The following is a 21041-nucleotide window of genomic DNA, read 5'->3' on the forward strand; positions in this document are numbered from 1 at the left end:
GTCCCTCAGAACAGGGGGAGCTGGCCGGGGTGTTCGGGCAGGACGAAGCCGTCCAGCGTGGGCGCGGAGGCGCCGAGGACCACTCGGGAGCGGGATCCGGGGCAGGACACCAGATCGCCGCGTCCGCGCCCGGCCGGGGGGTCGTGGCGGGCGATCCGGCCGGCGGTGACGGCGCAGTCGCGGCCGCAGGCGGGGCAGGCCCGACGGGGGGAGTGGGACATGGCCCCCAGTCTGCCCTGCCCCGCCGACATCAGCCCTGCCGGGCGGCCGGCCGAGCTGGATGTCGATGGTGCGCCCGGCGGTCAGGGGCGTGGCCTGCCGAGGGATGCGACCGCGTCGACCATGTGGTCCCAGAAGCGCCCGGCGTCGAGGGTCACGGCGACCTGCGCGTTGACCGGGCGGTCCAGGTACCGGTGGAGGTCCACGACGGTGGCCCCGCGCGTGTACCGGCCGTGCAGTTCCACGGTGACGTTCGCCTCCACGCACTCCACGACGGCCGGGTCGATCACGCGGGCCACGGCGACGGGGTCGTGCAGCGGCGGGTGGGGCATGTTCCACAGCCGGCGGTACGTGGAGGCGAAGTAGGTCAGCAGTCCGGCGCAGATGTCGCCGAGTTCGGTGCCCAGGCCCTCGAAGCGGGCGAGGATCTCGGGTGTGGCCAGGGCCTGGTGGGTGACGTTGAGCCCGCACATGGTCACGGGTACCCCGCTGCGGAAGACGATGTCCGCGGCCTCGGGGTCGGTGTGGATGTTGAACTCGGAGGCCGGGGTGCGGTTGCCCCGCTCCGTGGAGCCTCCCATCAGCACGATCTCGCGGATGCGGGCGGCGCTGTCGGGATGGCGGGTCAGCAGCAGGGCGATGTTGGTCAGCGGGGCGGTGGGGATCAGGGTGACCGGCTCCGGGTGTTCCACGAGGATCCGGTGGATGAGCTCCACCGCGTGCTCGGGGACCAGGTCGACCGTGGGTTCGGGGAACCGCGGTCCGTCCATCCCGGACGCGCCGTGCACGTCGTCCGCGACGACCAGCGGCTGGAGCAGCGGCCGGTCGCACCCGGCGGCGATGGGCACGTCCGTGATCCCGGCGACGGTGCACACCCGGCGGGCGTTGAGGGAGGTCTTCTCCAGCGTCTGGTTGCCGGCGACCGTGGTGATGGCGAGCAGGTCGACCGCCGGGTTCGCCGCCGCCAGCATGATCGCCAGCGCGTCGTCGTGCCCGGGGTCGCAGTCGATGATGATCGGGACGGGCACGGGCGACCTCCTCGTCGGACTGCGGAGCACCCAGTCTGCCGCCGGAGGGGCCCCTCGCGCGGTCTCTACTTGTCGATGTCCCCGACCACGAAGAAGAGCGAGCCCAGGATCGCCACCATGTCCGCGACGAGCTGCCCGGGCAGCAGCACGGCCAGGGCCTGGATGTTGTTGTAGGAGGCGCTGCGCAGCTTCAGCCGGTACGGGGTCTTCTCGCCCTTCGAGACGAGGTAGTAGCCGTTGATGCCGAGCGGGTTCTCGGTCCAGGCGTACGTGTGGCCCTCGGGCGCCTTCAGGACCTTGGGCAGCCGCTGATTGACCGGCCCCGGCGGCAGCTCCGCCATCCGGTCCAGGCAGGCCACGGCCAGGTCGAGCGCGTTGTGGGTCTGCTCCAGCAGGCACTCGAAGCGGGCCAGGCAGTCGCCCTCGGTGCGGGTGACGACCTTGAGGACGTCCTGCAGCTCGCCGTAGGCCAGGTAGGGCTCGTCGCGGCGCAGGTCGAAGTCGACGCCGGAGGCGCGGGCGATCGGGCCGGAGACCCCGTACGCGTGCACCGCCTCGGCGGACAGGACGCCGACGCCGCGCGTGCGGGCGCGGAAGATCTCGTTGCCGCGCACCAGGTCGTCGTAGACGTGCATGCGGGTGTTGACGTCGGCGATCGCGGCCCGGGCCCGGCCGAGCCAGCCGGCCGGCAGGTCCTCCTTGAGGCCGCCGACGCGGTTGAACATGTAGTGCATGCGGCCGCCGGAGATCTCCTCCATGACGGCCTGGAGCTCCTCGCGCTCGCGGAACGCGTGGAAGATCGGGGTGATCCCGCCCAGTTCGAGGGGGTACGAGCCGAGGAACATCAGGTGGTTCAGCACCCGGTTCAGCTCGGCGAGCAGGGTCCGCATCCACACGGCCCGCTCGGGGACCTCCATGCCGAGCATCCGCTCGACGGCCATGACCACGCCGAGCTCGTTGGAGAAGGCGGACAGCCAGTCGTGGCGGTTCGCGAGCATCACGATCTGCCGGTAGTCACGGGCCTCGAAGAGTTTCTCGGCGCCGCGGTGCATGTAGCCGACCACGGGCTCGGCGCTGACGATCCGCTCGCCGTCCAGGACGAGGCGCAGGCGCAGCACGCCGTGCGTGGAAGGGTGCTGGGGGCCGATGTTGAGCACCATGTCGGTGCTCTCCGCCGCTCCGCCGATGCCGACCGTGGTCTCCGTCATGCGGGCATTGTCTCAGCCCTACGCTGAAGGCATGGATACGGGGACAGAGGGTGAGACGGGCGGGCCCGTGTGGGTGGGGCTGCCGGGCGGGCTGCTCACTCTGCGGCGGCTGCTGCTGGTGATCTGGATGACGGGGTTCGCCGTCGTGACGGCCGTCGTCCTGGGACTGACGGCCGGCCCGTGGTGGGCGTTGCTCGGGGTGCCGTGGCTCGCCGTCCTGGTCTGGGGCTGGGTGCTGCTCGGCCGGAACTGGCGGTCCTGGCGGTACGCCGAGCGCGCGGACGACCTGCTGATCAGCCGGGGTGTGCTGTGGCAGGAGCAGACCGTGGTCCCGTACGGGCGGATGCAGCTGGTCGAGGTCACCTCGGGCCCGCTGGAGCGGCGCTTCGGGCTGGCCTCCGTACAGCTGCACACGGCGGCGGCGGCCACCGACGCCAAGATCCCGGGACTGGCGCCGGCCGAGGCGGAGCGGCTGCGCGACCGCCTCACCGCCCTCGGCGAGGCAAGGTCGGCGGGCCTGTGACCTCCGGCCCGGCGGGCGAGGACCCGCTGACACGCACCGGTGCCGCCGCCCCCGCTGCCGCCCCCGACGGCGGGCCCGCCGCGGGCGGACGGCGGCTGCACCCCTTCACGCCGCTGCGCCGCGCCTGGGTGCCGATCGCCGCGACCGTCGGCGTGCTCGCCCAGCAGGGCGACCAGGCCCAGAAGTGGATGGCGGACCTGTCCGTCCTCCTGCGGCTGCTGGCGCTGGCCGGCGTCGTCCTCGTCTTCGCCGGGTACGGCTTCCTGAGCTGGTGGTTCACCCACTACGCGGTGACCGACACCGAGCTGCGCATCCGCACCGGGCTGTTCTTCCGCCGCACCGCGCACATCCGCCTCGACCGCCTCCAGGCCGTGGACGTCACCCGTCCCCTGCTGGCCCGGCTGACCGGCGTCGCCAGCCTGCGCCTCGACGTCATCGGCACCGACGACAAGGACCAGCTGTCCTTCCTCGGCGAGAAGGAGGCCGTGGCCCTGCGCGCCGAACTCCTCGCCCGCGCGGCGGGCTTCGCCCCCGAGGAGGCGGTGCGCCTCGGCGAGGCCCCCGACCGGGAGCTGCTGCGCGTGAGCCCGCGCGAGCTCGCGGTGTCGCTGCTGCTCAGCCTCGGCGTGCTGGGGGCGCTCGTGGCCGGGGTCGTCGGGCCGGTGGCCGTGTGGTGGTTCAGCTCCAGCCCGTGGGCGGCCGTCGTCGCCCTGCTCCCGATGCTCGGCGCGGTCTGGGCGGCCACCGCGGGCCGCTTCCTCGCGGAGTACGACTGGCGGGTCGCGGAGTCCCCGGACGGGCTGCGCCTGGACCACGGCATGCTGGACCGCGCCCACGAGACCGTGCCGCCGGGTCGCGTGCAGACCGTTCGGATCGTGGAGCCGCTTTTGTGGCGGCGGCGCGACCGGGTCCGCGTGGAGCTGGCCGTGGCGGGTTCGAAGAACGAGGTCCTGGTGCCGGTGGCCTCGCGGGCCGCCGCGTACGCGGTGATCGCCCGGGTGCTGCCCGGGGTGGACCTGGCGGCCCTGTCCTTCTCCGGCTCCCCGCGCGCCGGCTCGCGCTGGGTGGTCCCGGTGTGGTGGAAGGGCTACGCGCTGGCCGTCTCCCCGGAGGTGTTCGCCGCCCGGCACGGCCGCCTGTGCCGCCGTACGGAGATCGTCCCGCACGCCAAGGTGCAGAGCGTCCGCCTCACCCAGGGCCCGTGGGCCCGCGCCCGGGGCCTGGCCGACGTCCACGTGGACACCGGCGCGAACGGCACGGTCACGGCCCGGCTGCGCGCGGCGGACGAGGCCGCCGCCCTGCTGGCCGCCCAGGCCGTCCGGGCCCGCACCTCCCGTGCGTCGGCCCGCCCGGACCGCTGGATGACCGGGCGGGGCGCGTGAGCCGGACGGGGGGAGGACTGCGGCACACGAGGTAACTGTGTGATTAAAAGAAGAGCCTATCGGTGACTCCGGGTAGCGAAGGGGGCGACGGATCCTCGACCTGATCCGTCGTCAGCAACCCCAAGGGACAGCACTGATGACTCCGAACAGCTCACGGCTCCTGCGCACGGCACGACTGGCCGCCCCCGCCGTGGCGGCGCTCGCGATGACGATGGCCCTCGCGGGCCCCGCGGCCGCCGACCCCTCGTTCGTGATGCGGTCGGGCGGCGAGGTCCGCTTCGCGGCCCTGCCCGGCGAGCAGAACACCGTGACCTTCAGCATCGGCGGCGGTGGCGTCGTCAACGTCACCGACTCCACGAGCACGATCACGGCCGGCCCCGGCTGTGTCCAGCAGGGACCCAACGCCGTCCGCTGCGGTGTGGTCACCGGGCTGACCCGCATCCAGGCCGCCCTGGGCAACGGGAACGACGTCGCCACCAACAACACCCCGGTTCCGTCCGACATGGACGGCGGATCGGGCGAGGACCGTCTGATCGGCGGCACCGCCGCCGACCGTCTCACCGACTCCGACGGCTGGAACGCCAACACCGGCAGCACCACCACCTTCGAGGGCAACGGCGGCAACGACACCCTCGTCAGCAAGAACGGCGGCTTCGACCGGATCACCTGCGGTACCGGCTTCGACATTCTCGTGGCCGACCAGGCGGCCCTCGACACCGTCCCCGCCGGATCGGGCTGCGAGTTCGTCATCCGCTGACCCCCGCCGCCCACCCGTGCACGGACGGCGTTCCCCCCGGGCCGGCAGCCCGGGGGGAACGCCGTGCGGGGGTCGGACTACGCGCCTGCGCCGCCGCCCGCGCGGACCAGGCCCGTCTCGTACGCCAGGACCACCACCTGGACCCGGTCGCGCAGCCCCAGCTTCGTCAGGATGCGGCCCACGTGCGTCTTCACGGTCGCCTCCGAGAGGACCAGCCGGGCCGCGATCTCCCCGTTCGACAGCCCCTGGGCCACCAGCAGCATGACCTCGCGCTCGCGTTCCGTCAGCCGCTCGATCTCCTTGTTCTGCGGCTCCTGCGTGGTTGTCGGCAGCATCGGCGCGAAGCGGTCCAACAGCCTCCGCGTCGTGGACGGGGCGACCACCGCGTCCCCGCTGTGCACCGAGCGGATGGCCCCCAGCAGCTCGGCCGGCGGGACGTCCTTCAGCATGAAGCCGCTCGCCCCGGCCTTCAGGCCGGAGAAGGCGTACTCGTCCAGGTCGAAGGTGGTCAGGATGATGACCTTGGGGTGCTCCGCCGGCTCGCAGATCCGCCGTGTCGCCTCGACACCGTCCAGCCTCGGCATGCGGACGTCCATCAGCACCACGTCCACCTTCGTGGCCCGCAGCACCTCCAGCGCCTCCAGGCCGTCGCCCGCCTCGGCGACGACCTCCATGTCCGGCTGGGCGGCGAGCACCATCCGGAAGCCGGTGCGCAGCAGCACCTGGTCGTCGACCAGCATCACTCGGATGGACATCAGTTACCTCGTCCTCGTCATCTCTTCTTCAGGGGAAGCAGTGCGCTGATCCGGAAGCCGCCGCCGGGACGCGGGCCCGCGTCCAGGGTTCCGCCGACCATACCGATCCGCTCGCGCATGCCGATCAGTCCGTGCCCGGCGCCGTCCGCGCCGCCGTCCTCGTACAGCTCGTGGGCCGCGCCCCGCCCGTCGTCCTCGACCAGCAGGCCGAGCCCGTCGTCGAAGTAGACCAGCCGGACGCTGGCCGTCGCCTCGGGGCCGCCGTGTTTGCGGGTGTTGGTCAGCGCCTCCTGCACGATCCGGTACGCCGTCAGCTCGACCCCGCTGGGCAGCCGACGCGGCGCGCCCTCGACCTCGAAGTCCACCGCGAGCCCGGCCGCCCGCACCTGCTCGACCAGGACCTCGATCTGTTCGACGTCGGGCTGCGGCACGTAGTCCTCGGACTCCTGCGGCTCGCCGGTGCGCAGGACGCCCAGCAGCCGCCGCATCTCGGCGAGGGCCTGGCGGCCGGTGCCGGAGATGGTCTGGAGGGCCTCCTTGGCCTGCTCGGGGGCCACGTCCATGACGTACGCCGCCCCGTCCGCCTGGACCACCATCACCGAGACGTTGTGCGCGACGACGTCGTGCAGCTCTCGGGCGATCCTCGCGCGCTCGCCGGCCACGGCCACCTTGGCCTGGGCCTCGCGCTCCTTCTCCAGCCGCTGGTTCCGCTCGATCAGCTGGGCGTAGTAGGCCCGGCGGGTGCGCAGGGAGTCGCCCAGCACCCAGGCCAGCACGAAGGGGATGACCATGAAGACGGCGAAGAGGACGTTGTCGACGCTGTTGCTGCCCTTGTCCACGCCGAAGCGCACGAAGTACAGCGGCGCGGCGGCCAGCCCCCAGCCCAGTGCGGTGCGGGAGACCCAGCGCGGGACCTCGCTCGCGGCGACCGTGAAGAGGATCACGAACATCGCGAGGTCGTAGACCCCGGCGACGATTCCCATGAGCAATTGGAAGACGCCCGCCCCGAGGGTGAGCCAGAACATGGCCTGCGTCCACTTGCGGCGCAGGGCCACGGCCGTGCTCAGCGCGATCACCACGGGGACGGCGGCGACCTTCAGGGGCTTGCCGATGTCGGGCTCACCCACGACGTTCAGCATCGAGACCCCGAAGAAGAGGACAGCCCAGAAGCTGTCGACGCCCGTCGGGTGTCTGCGGAGGAAGTCGTAGAGGCGCTGCACGTAACCCAGAGTAGGGAACGGTGATAGGTGCTGGAGTCAACCAGAGGTTCGAACCTGACAACAGGGGCGTACTCCCGAAGGTGGAGGGTGAACCTAACCTTTGTGGGTGAGCACCCAGGTGGGACATGCGACTCCGGTCCGGTGGCGCGACGCGATGGACGCCGCCCTGTACGGGCCCGGCGGCTTCTACGTGCGCCCGGGCGGGCCCGGGCCCGCCGGGCACTTCCGCACCTCGGTGCACGCCTCCGCGCTGTACGCGGGAGCCGTGGCCCGGCTGCTGCGGTGGGTGGACGCGGAGCTCGGGCACCCGCGGGCGCTGGACCTGGTCGACGTCGGGGCCGGGCGCGGGGAGCTGCTGGCCGGGGTGCTGGCCGCGCTGGACCCGGAGACGGCCGCGCGGGTGGTCCCGTACGCCGTGGAGCGCGCGGAGCGGCCCGCCGGGCTCGATCCGCGGATCCGCTGGGTCGCGGCCCCACCCGAACGGACGACGGGGCTGCTCTTCGCCAACGAGTGGCTCGACAACGTGCCGCTGGAGATCGCGGAGGACGGGCGCTACGTCCTGGTCGCCCCGGACGGTACGGAGAGCCCGGGCGGCCCGCTGGACGGCGCGGACCGGGCCTGGCTGGAGCGGTGGTGGCCCGGAGGCGGGGAGGCCGGTGGCGCGGAGGCCGGAGGCGGGGAGAGCGGCCGGGCGGAGATCGGCCGGGCGCGGGACGAGGCCTGGGCGGCGGCCGTGGCGAGCCTGGAGCGGGGGCTGGCGGTGGCGGTGGACTACGCCCACACCCGTGACGCGAGGCCGCCGTACGGCACCCTGACGGGCTTCCGGGCGGGCCGGGAGGTCCCGCCCGTCCCGGACGGCAGCTGCGACGTCACCGCGCACGTGGCGCTGGACTCCTGTGCGGGGCCGGACGCGGTCCTGTTGACCCAGCGCGAGGCGCTCACCGCCCTCGGCGTCTCGGGCGCCCGGCCCGCGCTGGCGCTGGCCTCGGCCGATCCGGGGGCGTACGTGCGGGCGCTGGCCTCCGCGGGTGAGGCGGCGGAACTGACCGCCCGCGGCGGGCTCGGCGACTTCCTCTGGCTCTGCCAGCCGGTGGGCATCCGGGCCTGGGGCGGGGCCGCCGCCGGCTGACGCGGACCCGCGGCGCCGTTGCCGGGGGCCAGCCCCCGGACCCCCGCGCCTCAAACGCCGGCGGGGCTGGATTGGGCGAGGCTGAGAGTCAGCCTCGCCCAATCACTTACTGCGTGACCTCGTCGTGGCCCTGGTGGAGGCCGCCGCCGCTGCCGCCGCCGGGGGTCGGCTGCGAGGTGACCGGCTTCGTCAGCGGGGCCAGGTCGTGCGCGTAGTGGCCGACCGCGTCCGCGATGACGTCGACGTTGATGTCGAGCGCCTTCTGGTCGATGTTGGTGATGTCGTCACCCTTGCCGTGGTAGTTCACGTCGTAGGCGACGCCCGCCTGGCCGCCGAACTTCGCGGCCTGCTCCGGGGTCTTGATGCCCTCGGCGCCGGTGAAGGTGCCGCCGGACGGGATGCCGACCTCGATGAACGGGCCGTAGTCCGAGCGGCCGGAGAAGTCCGTGCCCTCGTGCGGGATGTTCTTCGAGTCGAGGAAGTCGGTGATCCCCTTCTCCAGCTGGGCGGAGCCGGCCGGGCCGGGGCCCGCGCCCGTGGCGTCCGAGTCGTCGCCGTCGTAGACGAAGTACGCGGAGTTCGGCGAGCCGATCATGTCGAAGTTGAGGTAGAGCTTGATCTGCTTCTTCTGCTCGTCCGTCAGCCCGGCGACGTACGCCTCCGAGCCGAGCAGGCCGAACTCCTCCGCCGACCACCAGGCGAACTTGACCTTGTTCTTGACCTTCTTCTGCTCGCTCGCGAGCCGCTGGGCGACCTGGAGGATGCCCGCCGAGCCGGAGCCGTTGTCGTTGATGCCCGGGCCGGCCGCGACCGAGTCGAGGTGCGCGCCGAGGAAGACGGTGTTGTTCTCGTCGCCGCCCTTGGTCTCGGCGATGACGTTGAACGTCTTGCGGTTCTCGCGCAGCTGCCGGATGTCGAGGGTGACCTCGACCGGGCCGGCGGCGGCCTCGGCGGCGAGTTTCTCGCCGTCCTCCTGGGTGATGCCGCCCGTCGGGACCTTGCCCGCGTTCGGGTCGCCGAGGGTTCCGTTGAGGGCGCCCGCGGTGTTGTTGTAGATGATCGCGCCGACCGCGCCGGCCGCCGCCGCGTTCGCCTGCTTCACCGCGAAGGCGCAGCCGCCGCGCTTGACCAGGGCGATCTTGCCGGTGAAGGTGCCGGAGGCGAAGTCGCCCGGCTCGCAGCCGTTCGTCCCGTCCGCGTCGACCGGGGCCACGGCGACCGGGGCGGTCACGCCGCCCTCCGGGCTGTTCGCGGTGTACGACATCAGGTGGATCGGTACGTCGCGCTGGTTCGCGCCGCCCACCGTCAGCTTCTCCTCGACCGTCTCGACGTAGACGAAGTCGAACTCGTTGCGGGTGACCTTGTATCCGGCCGCCTTCATCACGGCCTCGATGTACTTGGCCGACTGCTCGTGGCCCTTGGAACCGGCCGCGCGGTTGCCGTTGTTGTAGTCGGCCAGCGACTGCAGGACCTTGAGATGGTTGAAGGCGCCCTTGCCGGTCGCCTCCTTGACCAGCTTCCTGGCGAGCGCGTCACCGCGGGCGGCGTCGCTCTGCGGGCTCCCGGTGGCTCCGGCCGGTCCGGCGAGCAGCAGCGGTGAGACGAGGGCCGCTGCGGCCAGGGCGGCGGTTGCTGCGGCTATACGGCGTGAGGGCATGAAGGTCCTTCCACGACAAAGGCGAGCAGGGCGGGCGGATCTGGGCACAGCAAGGCAGAGCAGGGCACAGCAAGGCGGGGCGTGGTCCAGCTGAAACGCAGAAGCGGTGTGCGTCTGGTGGGGAAACAGTGAGCGCACGTTAGACAGCAAGTGGCCACCATGGCCAGAGTTTTCGCTGTTTTCGGTTGATGAATTCCGCATATCGGTGACTCTGCGCCGATGGAATCCGGCCAAACGCCCGCTGGTTCCGCCTAGCGGAGGATGCCCTCGATGAAGTCGGATCCGATGCGGGCGACCGCCCCCAGGTCCAACTGGTGCTGGGCGTAGCGGCCTTGTCGTCGCGTGTGCATCAGGCCGGCCTTCTTCAGGACGGACAGATGCCGTGACACCTCCGGCGCGGTGATCCCGTACACGGTCGCCAGCTCGCTCGTCGTGTAGGGGGCCCGGGCCAGGCTCCGGCACAGCAGCATCCGCATGGGATGGGCCAGTGCCTCCATCCGCCGCTGGAGCAGCTCCACCGAGCCCGGCGCGGAGACCGGTTCGGGGGTGCCGAGCGGATAGTGGACCACCGGCCGCCAGCCCGGTGCGTGCACCACGAGCAGGTGCGGCCAGCCGAAGTTGGTCGGCACGAAGACGAGGCCGCTGCCTATTCGGGGGTCGGTCGCGGTCGCCGTCCCGTGGACCATCTTGTCGACGGTGATGGTGGTGAGGCCCTCGTCGACGCTGAGCGCCGCCGAGACCTCCCGCAGCGCGGCCGGCAGCCCCTTGCGGCGCAGCACCTCGGTCTTGTGCCGGGCGTCGGCGCTCTGCCCCGGTTCCACGCGCTTCCAGGTCTCCGCGAAGAAGGCCTCGTCGCAGTCCTCCAGGAGCCGGCGCATCCACACCCGTACGCCGGCGGTGTCGTCCAGCAGGCGTACGGAGAACTCCAGCTGGTGGGGGCCGCGGGCGGCGGCCACCTCCAGCGCCTTGGCCCGGGCCGCCGGGTTCGTGAGCGGGGACGGGCCGCCGCCCTCGTTGTAGAGCGCCAGCCAGCAGTGCTCCAGGGCGGCCATCACGAACTGCTCGTCGTCGAGCCGGTCGAGTACGTCGAGCTCCTCGGCCAGGTTCCCGGCGGGCACCCCGGTCCCGCCGGTGATCCCGGCGAAGGCCATGAAGATGTCGGAGAAGGAGCTCCGCCACATGAACTCGCCCTCCAGCAGCCGGTCCGCGAGGCACGGATCGAGCGCGGCGGCGGTCGCGGTGGTCCAGGAGGCGAGCGCGGGGTGGTGGGCGGGCTGGGAGAGCGCGTGCAGCGCCATGCAGAGCTCCGCGAGCGGGGAGGGCGCGAAGGTGATCCGCTCCGCGGGGAGTCCGGCGATGTCGATGGTGACGCTCATCAGGCCATTCTGTCGTCCCGCTCACCGAGGGTGGCGCCGGGCGGACCGTCCGGCGCCGCCGTACGAGTGGCCGCGGGCGGTTCGGCGCGGCGGCCGGACGAGTGATCGTCTGCGGGTGGGGCGGCTGCGGGGAGCCGTCGATTGACGGGGAACGTCAACTGTCGTGCGCGGTGCCGCCGACGGGGTGAGGGTAGAAGCATGAGCGCGATCGAGCAGTACCTCATAGACACCTGGCGGGCCTCCCAGCACGGGGAGCCGATGCCGCCGCCTCCCGGCCGGGACGACGTCGCCGTGCTGCGCGAGATCCGGTCGTACGAGCAGGTCAAGGCCGTCGTGGAGGGCCGCCCGGCCCGCCACCCCTGGCGGGCCGCGCTACTGCGGATGCTGAGCCGCCCCCGCGCATGCTGACCCGCCACCGGCTGCTGGACCGGGCCGACTGTGCCGGGGCCGGGCAGGCCGGGGTCGGAGGGGTGGGGCCGGGTGTGCCGGTGGCCTTGCCGGCCGGGGTGCGGGCTTCGGCGGTGCGGCTTGGGCCGGGTGTGTTCCGGTGCGTCTCCTCGGGCGTCGAACGTGTCGGGGGGTCGGTGGGCCGGGGCACCTTGTGTTCGACGCCCTGCGGGAGCGCCCCTGCACACACCCAACCCCGGCCCAACCGGCCGGGCTGCTACTCCAGCCCCTGCGGCCTTTCGGCCGGCCGCACCATCCAGCCTCGCCGCACAATTCCAGCCTCGCCGGCGTTTGAGGCGCGGGGTCCGGGGCGGAGCCCCGATCTTTGAGCCGCACCCGGCCTTGAGGCGCGGAGCCCCGGTAGGGGTGCCGGACTGGCCTAGGCGAAGTTGGGGGCGTTGCGTTCGTAGACCAGTCGCAGTCCGATCAGGGTCAGCCACGGTTCGTGGTCGTCGATCACCGCGGACTCGCCGAGAACCATCGGTGCCAGCCCGCCCGTCGCGATGATGCGGACGTCGTCCGGATCGCCGTTCGGCCCGGCCAGTTCCTTCGCCATCCGGGCCACGACCCCGTCGACCTGGCCCGCGAAGCCGTAGACCACGCCCGACTGCATCGCCTCGACCGTGGACTTGCCGATCACGTTGCGCGGCCGGGTCAGCTCGATCTTCCGCAGCTGGGCCCCCCGTACGCCGAGCGCCTCCATCGAGATCTCGATGCCCGGGGAGATCACCCCGCCCACGTACTCGCCCTTCGCGGACACCGCGTCGAAGGTGGTCGCCGTACCGAGGTCGACCACGATCGCCGGGCCCCCGTAGAGCTCGACCACCGCGACCGCGTTCACGATGCGGTCCGCGCCGACCTCCTTCGGGTTGTCCGTGAGGATCGGCACGCCCGTCTTGGTGCCGGGCTCCACGATCACCGCGGGCACGTCGCCGTAGTAGCGGCGGGTCACCTCGCGCAGCTCGTGCAGGACCGACGGCACCGCCGAGCAGATCGCGATGCCGTGGATCCCGTCGCCGAGCTCGCTGCCGAGCATCGGGTGCATGCCCATCAGCCCCTGCATGAGCACGGCCATCTCGTCGGCCGTGCGCTGCGGGTCGGTCGAGATGCGCCAGTGCTCGACGATCTCGTCACCGTCGAACAGGCCCAGGACCGTGTGGGTGTTGCCCACGTCGATGGTGAGGAGCACGGGTTACACCGCCTCGCGCAGATCGAGGCCGATGTCCAGGATCGGCGAGGAGTGGGTCAGTCCGCCGACGGCCAGGTAGTCCACGCCGGTCTCCGCGTACGCCCGGGCGGTGTCCAGGGTGAGGCGGCCCGAGGACTCCAGCACCGCGCGCCCGGCCACCAGGGCCACGGCCTCGGCGGTCTGCCCGACCGTGAAGTTGTCCAGCAGGATCAGGTCGGCGCCGGCCTCCAGGACCTCGCCGATCTGCTCCAGGGTGTCGACCTCGACCTCGATCGGGACCTCCGGGAAGGCCTCCCGCACGGCCTTGAAGGCCTGTGCGACGCCGCCCGCGGCCACCACGTGGTTGTCCTTGACCAGCGCGGCGTCCGACAGCGACATCCGGTGGTTGACGCCGCCGCCGCAGCGCACCGCGTACTTCTCCAGCGCGCGCAGGCCCGGCGTGGTCTTGCGGGTGTCGCGGACCTTCGCCCCGGTGCCCTCCAGCACGTCCGCCCAGCGGCGGGTGGCGGTCGCGATGCCGGACAGCCGGCACAGGATGTTCAGGGCGCTGCGCTCCGCCGTCAGCAGGTCGCGGGTGCGCGAGCGTACGGAGAGCAGGACCTCCCCGGCCTTGACCGTGTCGCCGTCCTCCGCGTGCCGCTCCACCTCGAAGGCCTCCGTGCACACCACGGAGAACACGGCCTCGGCGATCCGCAGACCGGCCACGACGCCGTTCTCGCGCGCGACGAAGTCGGCGATCGCCTCGGCCTCCTCGGGCACCGTGGCGACGGTGGTGACGTCCTCGCCGCCGTCCAGGTCCTCGGAGAGCGCCATGTGCGCGATGTCCTCGACCTCGATGGGGTCCAGGCCCGCGTCGGCCAGCAGCTGGGCGAGCGCCGGGTCCAGGCCGCTCTCCTCGCCGTCACCGCAGGCGCAGTCGTCGCCGCAGCCGCCGTCGTTCTGGTCGATCAGGGGAAGTTCGGGGGTGCTCACGGTCACTGCTCCAGGCTCGGGGTGCTCAGGGGGTGCACGGACGGGAAGTCCGCGGAGTCGGTGGGGACGACGACCAGGGCCCGCTTCTCGGTCGCCGAGAGCCGGACGACGAGGTGGCGCCGCCAGTCGGCATCGTCCCGGTCCGGGTGGTCCTCGCGCCAGTGGCAGCCGCGGGTCTCCTCGCGCCGCTGCGCGGCGGCGACCAGGACGCGTGCCACGCACAGCAGGTTGGTGGCCTCCCAGGTGTCCACACCCGGCTCGGCGGTCTTGCCGTGCGTCTCGAGGTCGTTCAGGGCGGTCGCGTACAGCGCTTCGAGGGCCTCGGCCGCCGCGGCCAGCGAGTCCGCGGAGCGGAGCACGCCCGCGCCCTGCGTCATGATCCGCTGGACCTCGTGGCGGGCCGTGGCGGGCTGCAGCGGGCCGGTCGACGGGACCGGGACGACCGGGCCGTTGCCGCCGAAGCGCTGCGCGGCGATGTCGTCGGCGATCCGCTCGGCGAAGACCAGGCCCTCCAGCAGCGAGTTGGAGGCGAGCCGGTTCGCGCCGTGCACGCCGGTGCAGGCGACCTCACCGCAGGCGTACAGGCCGCGGACGGTGGTCCGGCCGTGCAGGTCGGTGCGTACGCCGCCGGACGCGTAGTGCGCGGCGGGCGCGACGGGGATCGGCTCGGTCACCGGGTCGATGCCGTGCGAGCGGCAGGCGGCGAGGATCGTCGGGAAGCGCTGCTCCCACATCTCGGCGCCGAAGTGCCGGGCGTCCAGGTACATGTGCTGCGCGCCCTGCTCCTGCATGCGGCGCATGATGCCCTTGGCGACGATGTCGCGCGGGGCCAGTTCGGCCAGCTCGTGCTGTCCCTGCATGAAGCGGACGCCGTCCGCGTCGACGAGGTACGCGCCCTCCCCGCGGACCGCCTCCGACACCAGCGGCTGCTGCCCCTCGGCGTCCGGGCCGAGGAACAGCACCGTCGGGTGGAACTGCACGAACTCCAGGTCGGAGACCTCGGCGCCGGCGCGCAGCGCGAGCGCCACTCCGTCGCCGGTGGACACCGACGGGTTGGTGGTGGCGGAGAAGACCTGGCCCATGCCGCCGGTCGCGAGGATCACGGCGGGCGCGTGGACGGCGCCGACGCCGTCGTGCTGGCCCTCGCCCATCACGTGCAGGGTGACACCGGCCGTGCGGCCCTGCGCGTCCTGCAGCAGGTCCAGTACGAGTGCGTTCTCGACGGTCTCGATGCCCGCGGCCTGGACCGCCCCGACGAGCGCCCGGGAGATCTCGGCACCGGTGGCGTCGCCGCCCGCGTGCGCGATCCGGCGGCGGTGGTGGCCGCCCTCCCGGGTCAGTTCTATCTCGCCGGTCTCCGCGGAGGTGTCGAAGACCGCACCGGCGGCCATCAACCGCCGTACCGCGTCCGGGCCTTCGGTGACGAGCAGCCGTACGGCCTCCTCGTCGCACAGGCCCGCGCCCGCGACCAGGGTGTCGTCGAGGTGCTGCTCCGGGGTGTCGCCGTCGCCGAGCGCCGCGGCGATGCCGCCCTGGGCCCAGCGGGTGGAGCCGTCGTCGAGCCGGGCCTTGGTGACCACGACGGTACGGCGGCCCGCGGCGGCGCAGCGCAGTGCGGCGGTCAGGCCCGCCACACCGGAACCGACGACCACGACATCGGCTTCGAGGGACCAGCCGGGGGCGGGCGCGTGCAGCCGTATGCCGGTGCCCGCGGCCGTGTCTCCGCCGTCGCTGCCTGCGGGGCCTCTGCCTGGGGTGCTCACGAGTGTGCTCCGAATTCCAATGGGATGTTGTCGATCAGCCGGGTCGCGCCCACCTTCGCGGCGACGGCCAGCACGGCCTGCCCGGTGAAGCCGGGCCCGGCCTCGGTGAAGTCCTGCGGGTCCACCAGCGCCAGGTAGTCCAGCACGAGCGGCGGCTCGTGGCGGCCCGCCTCCTCCAGGACGTGCAGCGCGGCGGCCCGTACGGCGTCCGGCAGCCCCCCGCCCGCCGCCGAGACGGCGTGCGCGTCGGCCGAGGCCCGGATCTCGCCCAGCCGGGCCAGGGCGGTGGCCCGCTCGTCACTGGCCGGGGCGGCCTCGGCGCGGGCGCGCAGCGCGGCCTGCGCCGCGAGCCGGTCCTGCCCGGCGAACAGGGCGCGGGACAGGGCCAGGGCGGTGTGCCGCTCGACGGGGGAGAGGTAGCGGTTGCGGGACGACAGCGCGAGCCCGTCCTCCTCGCGGACGGTCGGGACGCCGACCACCTCCACGGGGAAGTTCAGGTCGGTCACCATCCGCCGGATCAGCGCCAGTTGCTGGGCGTCCTTCTGGCCGAAGAGGGCCAGGTCGGGGCGGGTGAGGTGGAGGAGCTTGGCGACGACGGTCAGCATCCCGTCGAAGTGGCCGGGGCGGGTGGCCCCTTCGAGGCGCTCGCCCATCGGCCCGGCGCTGATCCGCACCTGCGGGTCGCCGCCCGGGTAGACCTCGTCGACGGCCGGGGCGAACACCGCGTCGGCGCCCGCCCCTTCGGCGATCCGCAGATCGGCGTCGAGGGTGCGCGGATAGCGGTCGAGGTCCTCGTTCGCCCCGAACTGCAGCGGATTGACGAAGACGGTGACGACGACCTGGCCGCCCGGCCCGGCCTGCTCGCGCGCGGTACGGATCAAAGTGGCGTGGCCCTCGTGCAGGGCGCCCATCGTCATCACCACGGCCCGGCGGCCGGCGCGCGGAAGACCGTGCAGCTCCTCGGCGGTGTGCAGCAGCGGCCGGCTCACGCGTGGCTCCCGTCGGCGTCCGTGTCGGCGAGCACGCCGAGCAGGTCCTCGGCGAGTTCCGGCTTGAGCAGACCGTGCGCGAGGGCCCGGTCGGCGGTGGTGCGGGCCATCGCCAGGTATCCGGCGACCGTGCCCGGCGCGTGCCTGCGCAGTTCCGCGACGTGCGCGGCGACCGTACCGGCGTCCCCGCGGGCCACCGGCCCGGTCAGGGCGGCGTCCCCGGAGCGCAGGGCGTTGTCGAGGGCCGCGCCGAGCAGCGGGCCGAGCATCCGGTCGGGGTGCTCGACCCCGGCCTTGCCCAGCAGCTCCATCGCCTGGGCGACCAGCGTGACCAGGTGGTTCGCGCCGAGGGCGAGGGCCGCGTGGTAGAGCGGACGGTTCTCCTCCGCGATCCACTCGGGCTCCCCGCCCATCTCGATGACCAGGGCCTCGGCGGCGAGCCGCAGCTCCTCGGGGGCGGTGACGCCGAAGGAGCAGCCGGCCAGCCGCTGCACGTCGACCTCGGTGCCGGTGAAGGTCATCGCGGGGTGCAGGGCCAGCGGCAGCGCGCCCGCGCGGCGCGCCGGGTCGAGCACGGCCGTCCCGTACCGGCCGGAGGTGTGCACGACGAGCTGGCCGGGCCGGATCGCACCGGTCTCGGCCAGCCCCTCCACGAGGGAGGGCAGCACGTCGTCGGGGACCGTGAGGAGCACCAGATCGGCCCGCTCCAGCACCTGCGCGGGCGGCACGAGCGGCACGTCGGGCAGCATCCGCGCGGCCCGGCGCACGGACGCGTCGGACACACCGGAGACGGCGACGGGCCGGTGCCCGGCCTGCTGGAGCGCACGGGCCAGCGCCGGACCGACACGTCCGGCTCCGACGACGCCGACGGCGAGCCGGGCAGGGCGTGGCTGCTGTGATGGATTCACGCGGGGAGGGCCTTCCGTTCCAGTCCGCGGGGGGTACCGGACGATACGCCGCCATGCTAGCTCCTGGGGCAATTGGCCGGACGGCGACGACGAGGGCGAGGATCGGGCTCCATGAGCGACGACAGTGACCAGACGGAACGTACGAAGCGGCAGGTGGCGGCCTGGCGCGGAGCCGAGCGCAGGCTGTCGCGCAGCCTCCTCGAACCCACGGTGGGGGAGCTGCTCGCCGGGCTCGCCGAGGCCCCGTACGCCATGGACGGACCGGCCGACGTGTACGGCGACGGGGTCGTCGAGGAGCTGGAGCGCCGGGTCGCGGAGCTGCTGGGCACGCAGGACGCGGCGTTCTTCCCCAGCGGGACGATGGCCCAGCAGATCGCGCTGCGCTGCTGGGCGGGCCGGACCGGGAACCCGGTGGTGGCGCTGCACCCGATGAGCCATCCGGAGCGGTGGGAGGGGGACGCGCTGTCCAGCGTCTCCGGGCTGAGGGTGGTGCACCCGACGACGGAGCCCCGCCAGCCGACGCCCGCGGAGATCGCGGAGGTCCGGGAGCCCTTCGGCACGCTGATGCTGGAGCTGCCGCTGCGGGACGCCGGCTTTCTCCTCCCCGCCTGGGAGGAGCTGGAGGCCCTGGTCGAGGCGGCCCGCGAGCGGGAGGCGGTGGTCCACTTCGACGGCGCCCGCCTGTGGGAGTCCACCGTCCACTTCGGGCGCCCGCTGCCGGAGATCGCGGGGCTCGCGGACTCGGTGTACGTCTCCTTCTACAAGTCCCTGGGCGGCCTGAGCGGGGCCTGCCTGGCCGGGGCGCGGGAGTTCGTGGACGAGACCCGGGTCTGGCGCCACCGGTACGGCGGCCAGATCTTCCGGCAGTTCCCGCAGGCCCTGTCCGCGCTGGCCGGACTGGAACGGGAACTGCCCCGGCTGCCCTCGTACGTCGCCCAGGCGCGGATGGTGGCCGGGGCGCTGCGCTCGGCGTTCGCGGAGTCGCAGGTCCCGTGGGCCCGGATCCACCCCGAGGAGCCGCACACGCACCAGTTCCAGGTGTGGCTGCCGTACGAGGCGGACCGCCTGACGGAGGCGGGCCTGCGGCTGGCGGAGGAGACGGGCACGGTCCTCTTCCGCCGGTGGTCTCCCGACGGGCCGCCGGGTCTCGCGGTGACGGAACTGGAGATCACCGAACCGGGCCTGTCCTGGACGGAGCCCGACGTGAAGCAGGCCGTCGCCGACTTCACGGCGCGGCTCTAGGTCTTTCCGCCGGGTGCGACGGCCTTACGCACGGCTTCGCCCTGAATCACCGAATTCCGGGAAACTCATCGGTCCGGGCCGGTGTCGGAGTTACCGTCCACTCGACGGCAATTACCGGCCACCGTTGCCCGGAGGAGACACCATGACCGCTCAGCCCACGTGGCGGAAGTCCTCGTTCTGTGGTGAGGGCGACGCCTGCGTCTACGTCGCCACCGCCCCCGGAGCCCTCGTCAAGGTCGCCGACCGCGTCGACCCCGCACACCTCGTGCTCGCCACGACCCAGGCCGCCTGGGCCGATTTCATCCGCGCCGTGAAAGAAACCGCCGCGCCGTAATTGCTCACCCTCAGGGGATTTTGTCCGATTAGCGCGTATCTTCGGCCCATGCCCACGCCCTACGGATCCCGCGGCGGCATGGCGTTCAGCGCTGCTGAGCTGCACGTGCTCAGGCGTCTCCTCGCCCACGCCCTTCAGTCCTCCCCGGCCCCCCTGGCGGCCGCGGAGGTCCAGGACTGCCTGCGCCTCGCGCAGTCGGTGGACGAAGCGGTCCAGGAGGCGGGCCGGCTCAGAACGTTCCTCCTCGACGACCTGGCCCGCTACCGGGGCGCCCTGCCCGGCAGCCTCTCCGGCTACCTGGAGCTGCTGCAGGACGCCCTGGCCGCCGGCTACGAACCGGTGCCCGACGACCTCGCCGCCCTGCGCGCGCTCCGCGCCAATCCGGTCGCCGCGGCGCTGCTGGAACGGGCCCAGGGCGTCGCGGAGCGCTCCGTACGCCGGCGGCTGTCGACCACTCCCGCACCCCGGACCCGGCTGCTGGCGCTGGCCGGCGGGCGGGAGGAGCCGCCGAAGCCGGCCCCGCAGCCCAAGGAGCCGCCGCGCCCCGAGAAGCCGGTTCCCACCCCCGGCGAGGTGTTCCCGCCGCGCCGCAAGCCCAGTCCGCCCCCGGCGGCCGGGCGGGCGGCCGGGTAGCTACGCTGTGGGCATGGACTACGTCTCCGCGCTCGTGCCCCCCTTCGTGATGGCCGCGTTCTTCATCGCTCTCGTCGTGACGATCGTGAAGAGCCAGGGCGGCGCCAACAAGGCCAAGGAAGACGCCGCGGTCGACGCCGTGATCGCCCGGGCCGAGGCCGCGCGCCAGCAGAACTAGCCCTCCGGGCGACGGGAGTGCGGCCCTCCGGCCGCACTCCCGATTTTGTCGCGCGTTGCCGAGTGAATAGTCGGGCAATTCCGCACAAGCGGCACTATCGTGCTGTTGTGCCTCGCCCCTTGGGAGAACTCGAAGACGCCGTCATGACGCGGGTGTGGCAGTGGAACCGCCCGGTCACCGTTCGTGAAGTACTGGAAGACCTCCAGCAGGAACGGTCCATCGCGTACACCACGGTCATGACCGTTATGGACAATCTTCATCAGAAGGGCTGGGTCCGCCGGGAAGCCGAAGGCCGCGCCTATCGATATACGGCGGTCTCCACCCGCGCCGCCTACTCGGCCGCACTGATGAACGAAGCCTGGTCGACGAGCGACAACCCCGCGGCCGCCCTCGTGGCCTTCTTCGGCATGATGTCCGCGGAACAGCGGGAAGCACTCCGGGACGCCGTACGGGTCGTCCAGCACGACGACGAGTCCGGCGCCGAAGCCGTGGCCGGAGCCGTGGCCGAACCCATCGCTCCGCCGGAAGCCGAAGGGGACTCCGACGAGCGCCCGCGGGAGCCGGGGCGATAGCGTCCGCAGCCATGGGAGAGTTTTCCTCTGCACATGCAGAATCAGTGACGATCCGCCGTGCCCGCACCGGTGATGTTCCCGCGCTGCGCCGCCTCCTCGACCAGTACGTGCAGCAGCGGATCCTGCTGGACAAAGCCCCGGTCGTCCTTTACGAGGACATCCAGGAGTTCTGGGTCGCGGAACGCGACTCCGACGGTCAGGTGGTCGGCTGCGGCGCTCTCCACGTGATGTGGGAAGACCTCGCCGAAGTGCGTACTCTCGCAGTGGACCGTGGCCTGAAGGGCGGCGGCGTCGGCCACAAGGTGCTGCAGCAGTTGTTGCGGACCGCCCGCACGCTCGGGGTGAGCCGGGTTTTCTGCCTGACCTTCGAAGTCGAGTTCTTCGCGAAGCACGGCTTCGTCGAGATCGGCGAGACCCCGGTCAAGACCGATGTCTACATGGAGCTCCTGCGTTCCTATGACGAGGGCGTCGCCGAGTTCCTCGGTCTCGAACGAGTGAAGCCGAACACCTTGGGCAACAGTCGGATGCTTCTGCACCTCTGATCGATGGCCTCAGCTTTT

The 21041-nt window shown here is 72.7% G+C and carries 23 protein-coding genes; 11 read left to right on the forward strand and 12 right to left on the reverse strand.

Annotated elements, in window-relative coordinates; genetic code table 11:
* Positions 1-5: 5 nt before the first annotated feature.
* The 3 genes from ACIPYQ_RS31550 to ACIPYQ_RS31560 form a co-directional block, all read right to left on the reverse strand.
* Positions 6-221, reverse strand: coding sequence for a hypothetical protein (locus tag ACIPYQ_RS31550; protein WP_361752558.1), 216 nt, complete (start codon positions 219-221; stop codon positions 6-8).
* An 81-nt stretch (positions 222-302) separates the two neighbouring features.
* Positions 303-1247 carry a nucleoside hydrolase gene (locus ACIPYQ_RS31555; RefSeq protein WP_401257366.1) on the reverse strand — a complete coding sequence of 315 codons (945 nt, stop codon included), beginning with the start codon at positions 1245-1247 and terminating at the stop codon, positions 303-305.
* Between the two features lie 65 nt (positions 1248-1312).
* Positions 1313-2455: an NADH-quinone oxidoreductase subunit D gene (locus ACIPYQ_RS31560; RefSeq protein WP_361752564.1), complete on the reverse strand. Its 1143-nt coding sequence runs from the start codon at positions 2453-2455 to the stop codon at positions 1313-1315.
* Positions 2456-2486: 31 nt separating this feature from the next.
* On the opposite strand from ACIPYQ_RS31560, the gene ACIPYQ_RS31565 reads away from it, so the two are divergent.
* The 3 genes from ACIPYQ_RS31565 to ACIPYQ_RS31575 all read left to right on the forward strand — a co-directional run bounded on the left by ACIPYQ_RS31565 (position 2487) and on the right by ACIPYQ_RS31575 (position 5117).
* Entirely contained in the window at positions 2487-2978 is a 492-nt protein-coding gene (locus ACIPYQ_RS31565) for a PH domain-containing protein (protein WP_361752566.1), read from the forward strand.
* A 26-nt stretch (positions 2979-3004) separates the two neighbouring features.
* Complete coding sequence (locus ACIPYQ_RS31570) at positions 3005-4360, forward strand: PH domain-containing protein (protein ID WP_401257446.1); 1356 nt, start codon at positions 3005-3007, stop codon at positions 4358-4360.
* Positions 4361-4496: 136 nt separating this feature from the next.
* Positions 4497-5117: a hypothetical protein gene (locus ACIPYQ_RS31575; protein ID WP_401257369.1), complete on the forward strand. Its 621-nt coding sequence runs from the start codon at positions 4497-4499 to the stop codon at positions 5115-5117.
* A 77-nt stretch (positions 5118-5194) separates the two neighbouring features.
* On the opposite strand, the gene ACIPYQ_RS31580 is transcribed toward ACIPYQ_RS31575, so the two are convergent.
* Together ACIPYQ_RS31580 and ACIPYQ_RS31585 are read right to left on the reverse strand one after the other, a co-directional pair.
* Complete coding sequence (locus ACIPYQ_RS31580; RefSeq protein WP_401257371.1) at positions 5195-5872, reverse strand: response regulator; 678 nt, start codon at positions 5870-5872, stop codon at positions 5195-5197.
* A 17-nt stretch (positions 5873-5889) separates the two neighbouring features.
* Positions 5890-7092, reverse strand: a complete 1203-nt coding sequence (locus ACIPYQ_RS31585) for a sensor histidine kinase (RefSeq protein WP_401257373.1) — start codon at positions 7090-7092, stop codon at positions 5890-5892.
* Between the two features lie 154 nt (positions 7093-7246).
* On the opposite strand from ACIPYQ_RS31585, the gene ACIPYQ_RS31590 reads away from it, so the two are divergent.
* Complete coding sequence (locus ACIPYQ_RS31590) at positions 7247-8221, forward strand: SAM-dependent methyltransferase (protein ID WP_401257448.1); 975 nt, start codon at positions 7247-7249, stop codon at positions 8219-8221.
* 106 nt (positions 8222-8327) lie between these two features.
* On the opposite strand, the gene ACIPYQ_RS31595 is transcribed toward ACIPYQ_RS31590, so the two are convergent.
* Both ACIPYQ_RS31595 and ACIPYQ_RS31600 read right to left on the reverse strand, forming a co-directional pair.
* Positions 8328-9878, reverse strand: coding sequence for a M28 family metallopeptidase (locus ACIPYQ_RS31595; RefSeq protein ID WP_401257374.1), 1551 nt, complete (start codon positions 9876-9878; stop codon positions 8328-8330).
* 251 nt (positions 9879-10129) lie between these two features.
* Entirely contained in the window at positions 10130-11254 is a 1125-nt protein-coding gene (locus tag ACIPYQ_RS31600; protein ID WP_401257376.1) for a DUF5937 family protein, read from the reverse strand.
* Positions 11255-11452: 198 nt separating this feature from the next.
* Here ACIPYQ_RS31600 and ACIPYQ_RS31605 point away from each other — a divergent pair, with 198 nt between their 5' ends.
* Positions 11453-11662 carry a hypothetical protein gene (locus ACIPYQ_RS31605; protein WP_361752578.1) on the forward strand — a complete coding sequence of 70 codons (210 nt, stop codon included), beginning with the start codon at positions 11453-11455 and terminating at the stop codon, positions 11660-11662.
* A 418-nt stretch (positions 11663-12080) separates the two neighbouring features.
* Here ACIPYQ_RS31605 and ACIPYQ_RS31610 read toward each other — a convergent pair whose 3' ends face one another.
* From ACIPYQ_RS31610 to ACIPYQ_RS31630, 5 genes are read right to left on the reverse strand one after another with little or no spacing between them, the layout of a single operon-like run.
* On the reverse strand, positions 12081-12890 hold the full coding sequence (locus ACIPYQ_RS31610; protein WP_401257378.1) for a type III pantothenate kinase: 810 nt from the start codon (positions 12888-12890) through the stop codon (positions 12081-12083).
* 3 nt (positions 12891-12893) lie between these two features.
* A complete protein-coding gene (gene nadC / locus ACIPYQ_RS31615) occupies positions 12894-13862 on the reverse strand; it encodes a carboxylating nicotinate-nucleotide diphosphorylase (protein ID WP_361770420.1) in 969 nt (322 codons plus the stop codon).
* 2 nt (positions 13863-13864) lie between these two features.
* Entirely contained in the window at positions 13865-15625 is a 1761-nt protein-coding gene (locus ACIPYQ_RS31620) for an L-aspartate oxidase (RefSeq protein ID WP_401257381.1), read from the reverse strand.
* A complete protein-coding gene (panC, locus tag ACIPYQ_RS31625) occupies positions 15622-16614 on the reverse strand; it encodes a pantoate--beta-alanine ligase (protein WP_401257382.1) in 993 nt (330 codons plus the stop codon). Before panC ends, ACIPYQ_RS31620 begins: the two co-directional genes overlap by 4 nt.
* Positions 16611-17522 (reverse strand): DUF2520 domain-containing protein, encoded by a 912-nt coding sequence (locus ACIPYQ_RS31630; protein WP_361770429.1) that lies wholly within the window; start codon positions 17520-17522, stop codon positions 16611-16613. Before ACIPYQ_RS31630 ends, panC begins: the two co-directional genes overlap by 4 nt.
* A 111-nt stretch (positions 17523-17633) precedes the next feature.
* Here ACIPYQ_RS31630 and ACIPYQ_RS31635 point away from each other — a divergent pair, with 111 nt between their 5' ends.
* From ACIPYQ_RS31635 to ACIPYQ_RS31660, 6 genes are all read left to right on the forward strand, one after another.
* A complete protein-coding gene (locus ACIPYQ_RS31635; RefSeq protein WP_362237248.1) occupies positions 17634-18764 on the forward strand; it encodes a beta-eliminating lyase-related protein in 1131 nt (376 codons plus the stop codon).
* A gap of 142 nt (positions 18765-18906) precedes the next feature.
* Positions 18907-19098: a DUF397 domain-containing protein gene (locus ACIPYQ_RS31640; RefSeq protein ID WP_319732881.1), complete on the forward strand. Its 192-nt coding sequence runs from the start codon at positions 18907-18909 to the stop codon at positions 19096-19098.
* A 48-nt stretch (positions 19099-19146) separates the two neighbouring features.
* On the forward strand, positions 19147-19731 hold the full coding sequence (locus ACIPYQ_RS31645; protein WP_401257385.1) for a hypothetical protein: 585 nt from the start codon (positions 19147-19149) through the stop codon (positions 19729-19731).
* Positions 19732-19744: 13 nt separating this feature from the next.
* The gene (locus ACIPYQ_RS31650) at positions 19745-19909 is read left to right on the forward strand and encodes a hypothetical protein (protein ID WP_361770438.1); all 165 of its coding nucleotides are present in this window, start codon (positions 19745-19747) and stop codon (positions 19907-19909) included.
* A gap of 107 nt (positions 19910-20016) precedes the next feature.
* On the forward strand, positions 20017-20481 hold the full coding sequence (locus ACIPYQ_RS31655) for a BlaI/MecI/CopY family transcriptional regulator (protein ID WP_361770440.1): 465 nt from the start codon (positions 20017-20019) through the stop codon (positions 20479-20481).
* 11 nt (positions 20482-20492) lie between these two features.
* On the forward strand, positions 20493-21023 hold the full coding sequence (locus ACIPYQ_RS31660) for an amino-acid N-acetyltransferase (protein WP_361770443.1): 531 nt from the start codon (positions 20493-20495) through the stop codon (positions 21021-21023).
* The last annotated feature ends 18 nt before the right edge of the window (positions 21024-21041 follow it).

The sequence above is a fragment of the Streptomyces sp. NPDC090045 genome (genome assembly GCF_044747975.1).
Lineage (GTDB): Bacteria > Actinomycetota > Actinomycetes > Streptomycetales > Streptomycetaceae > Streptomyces.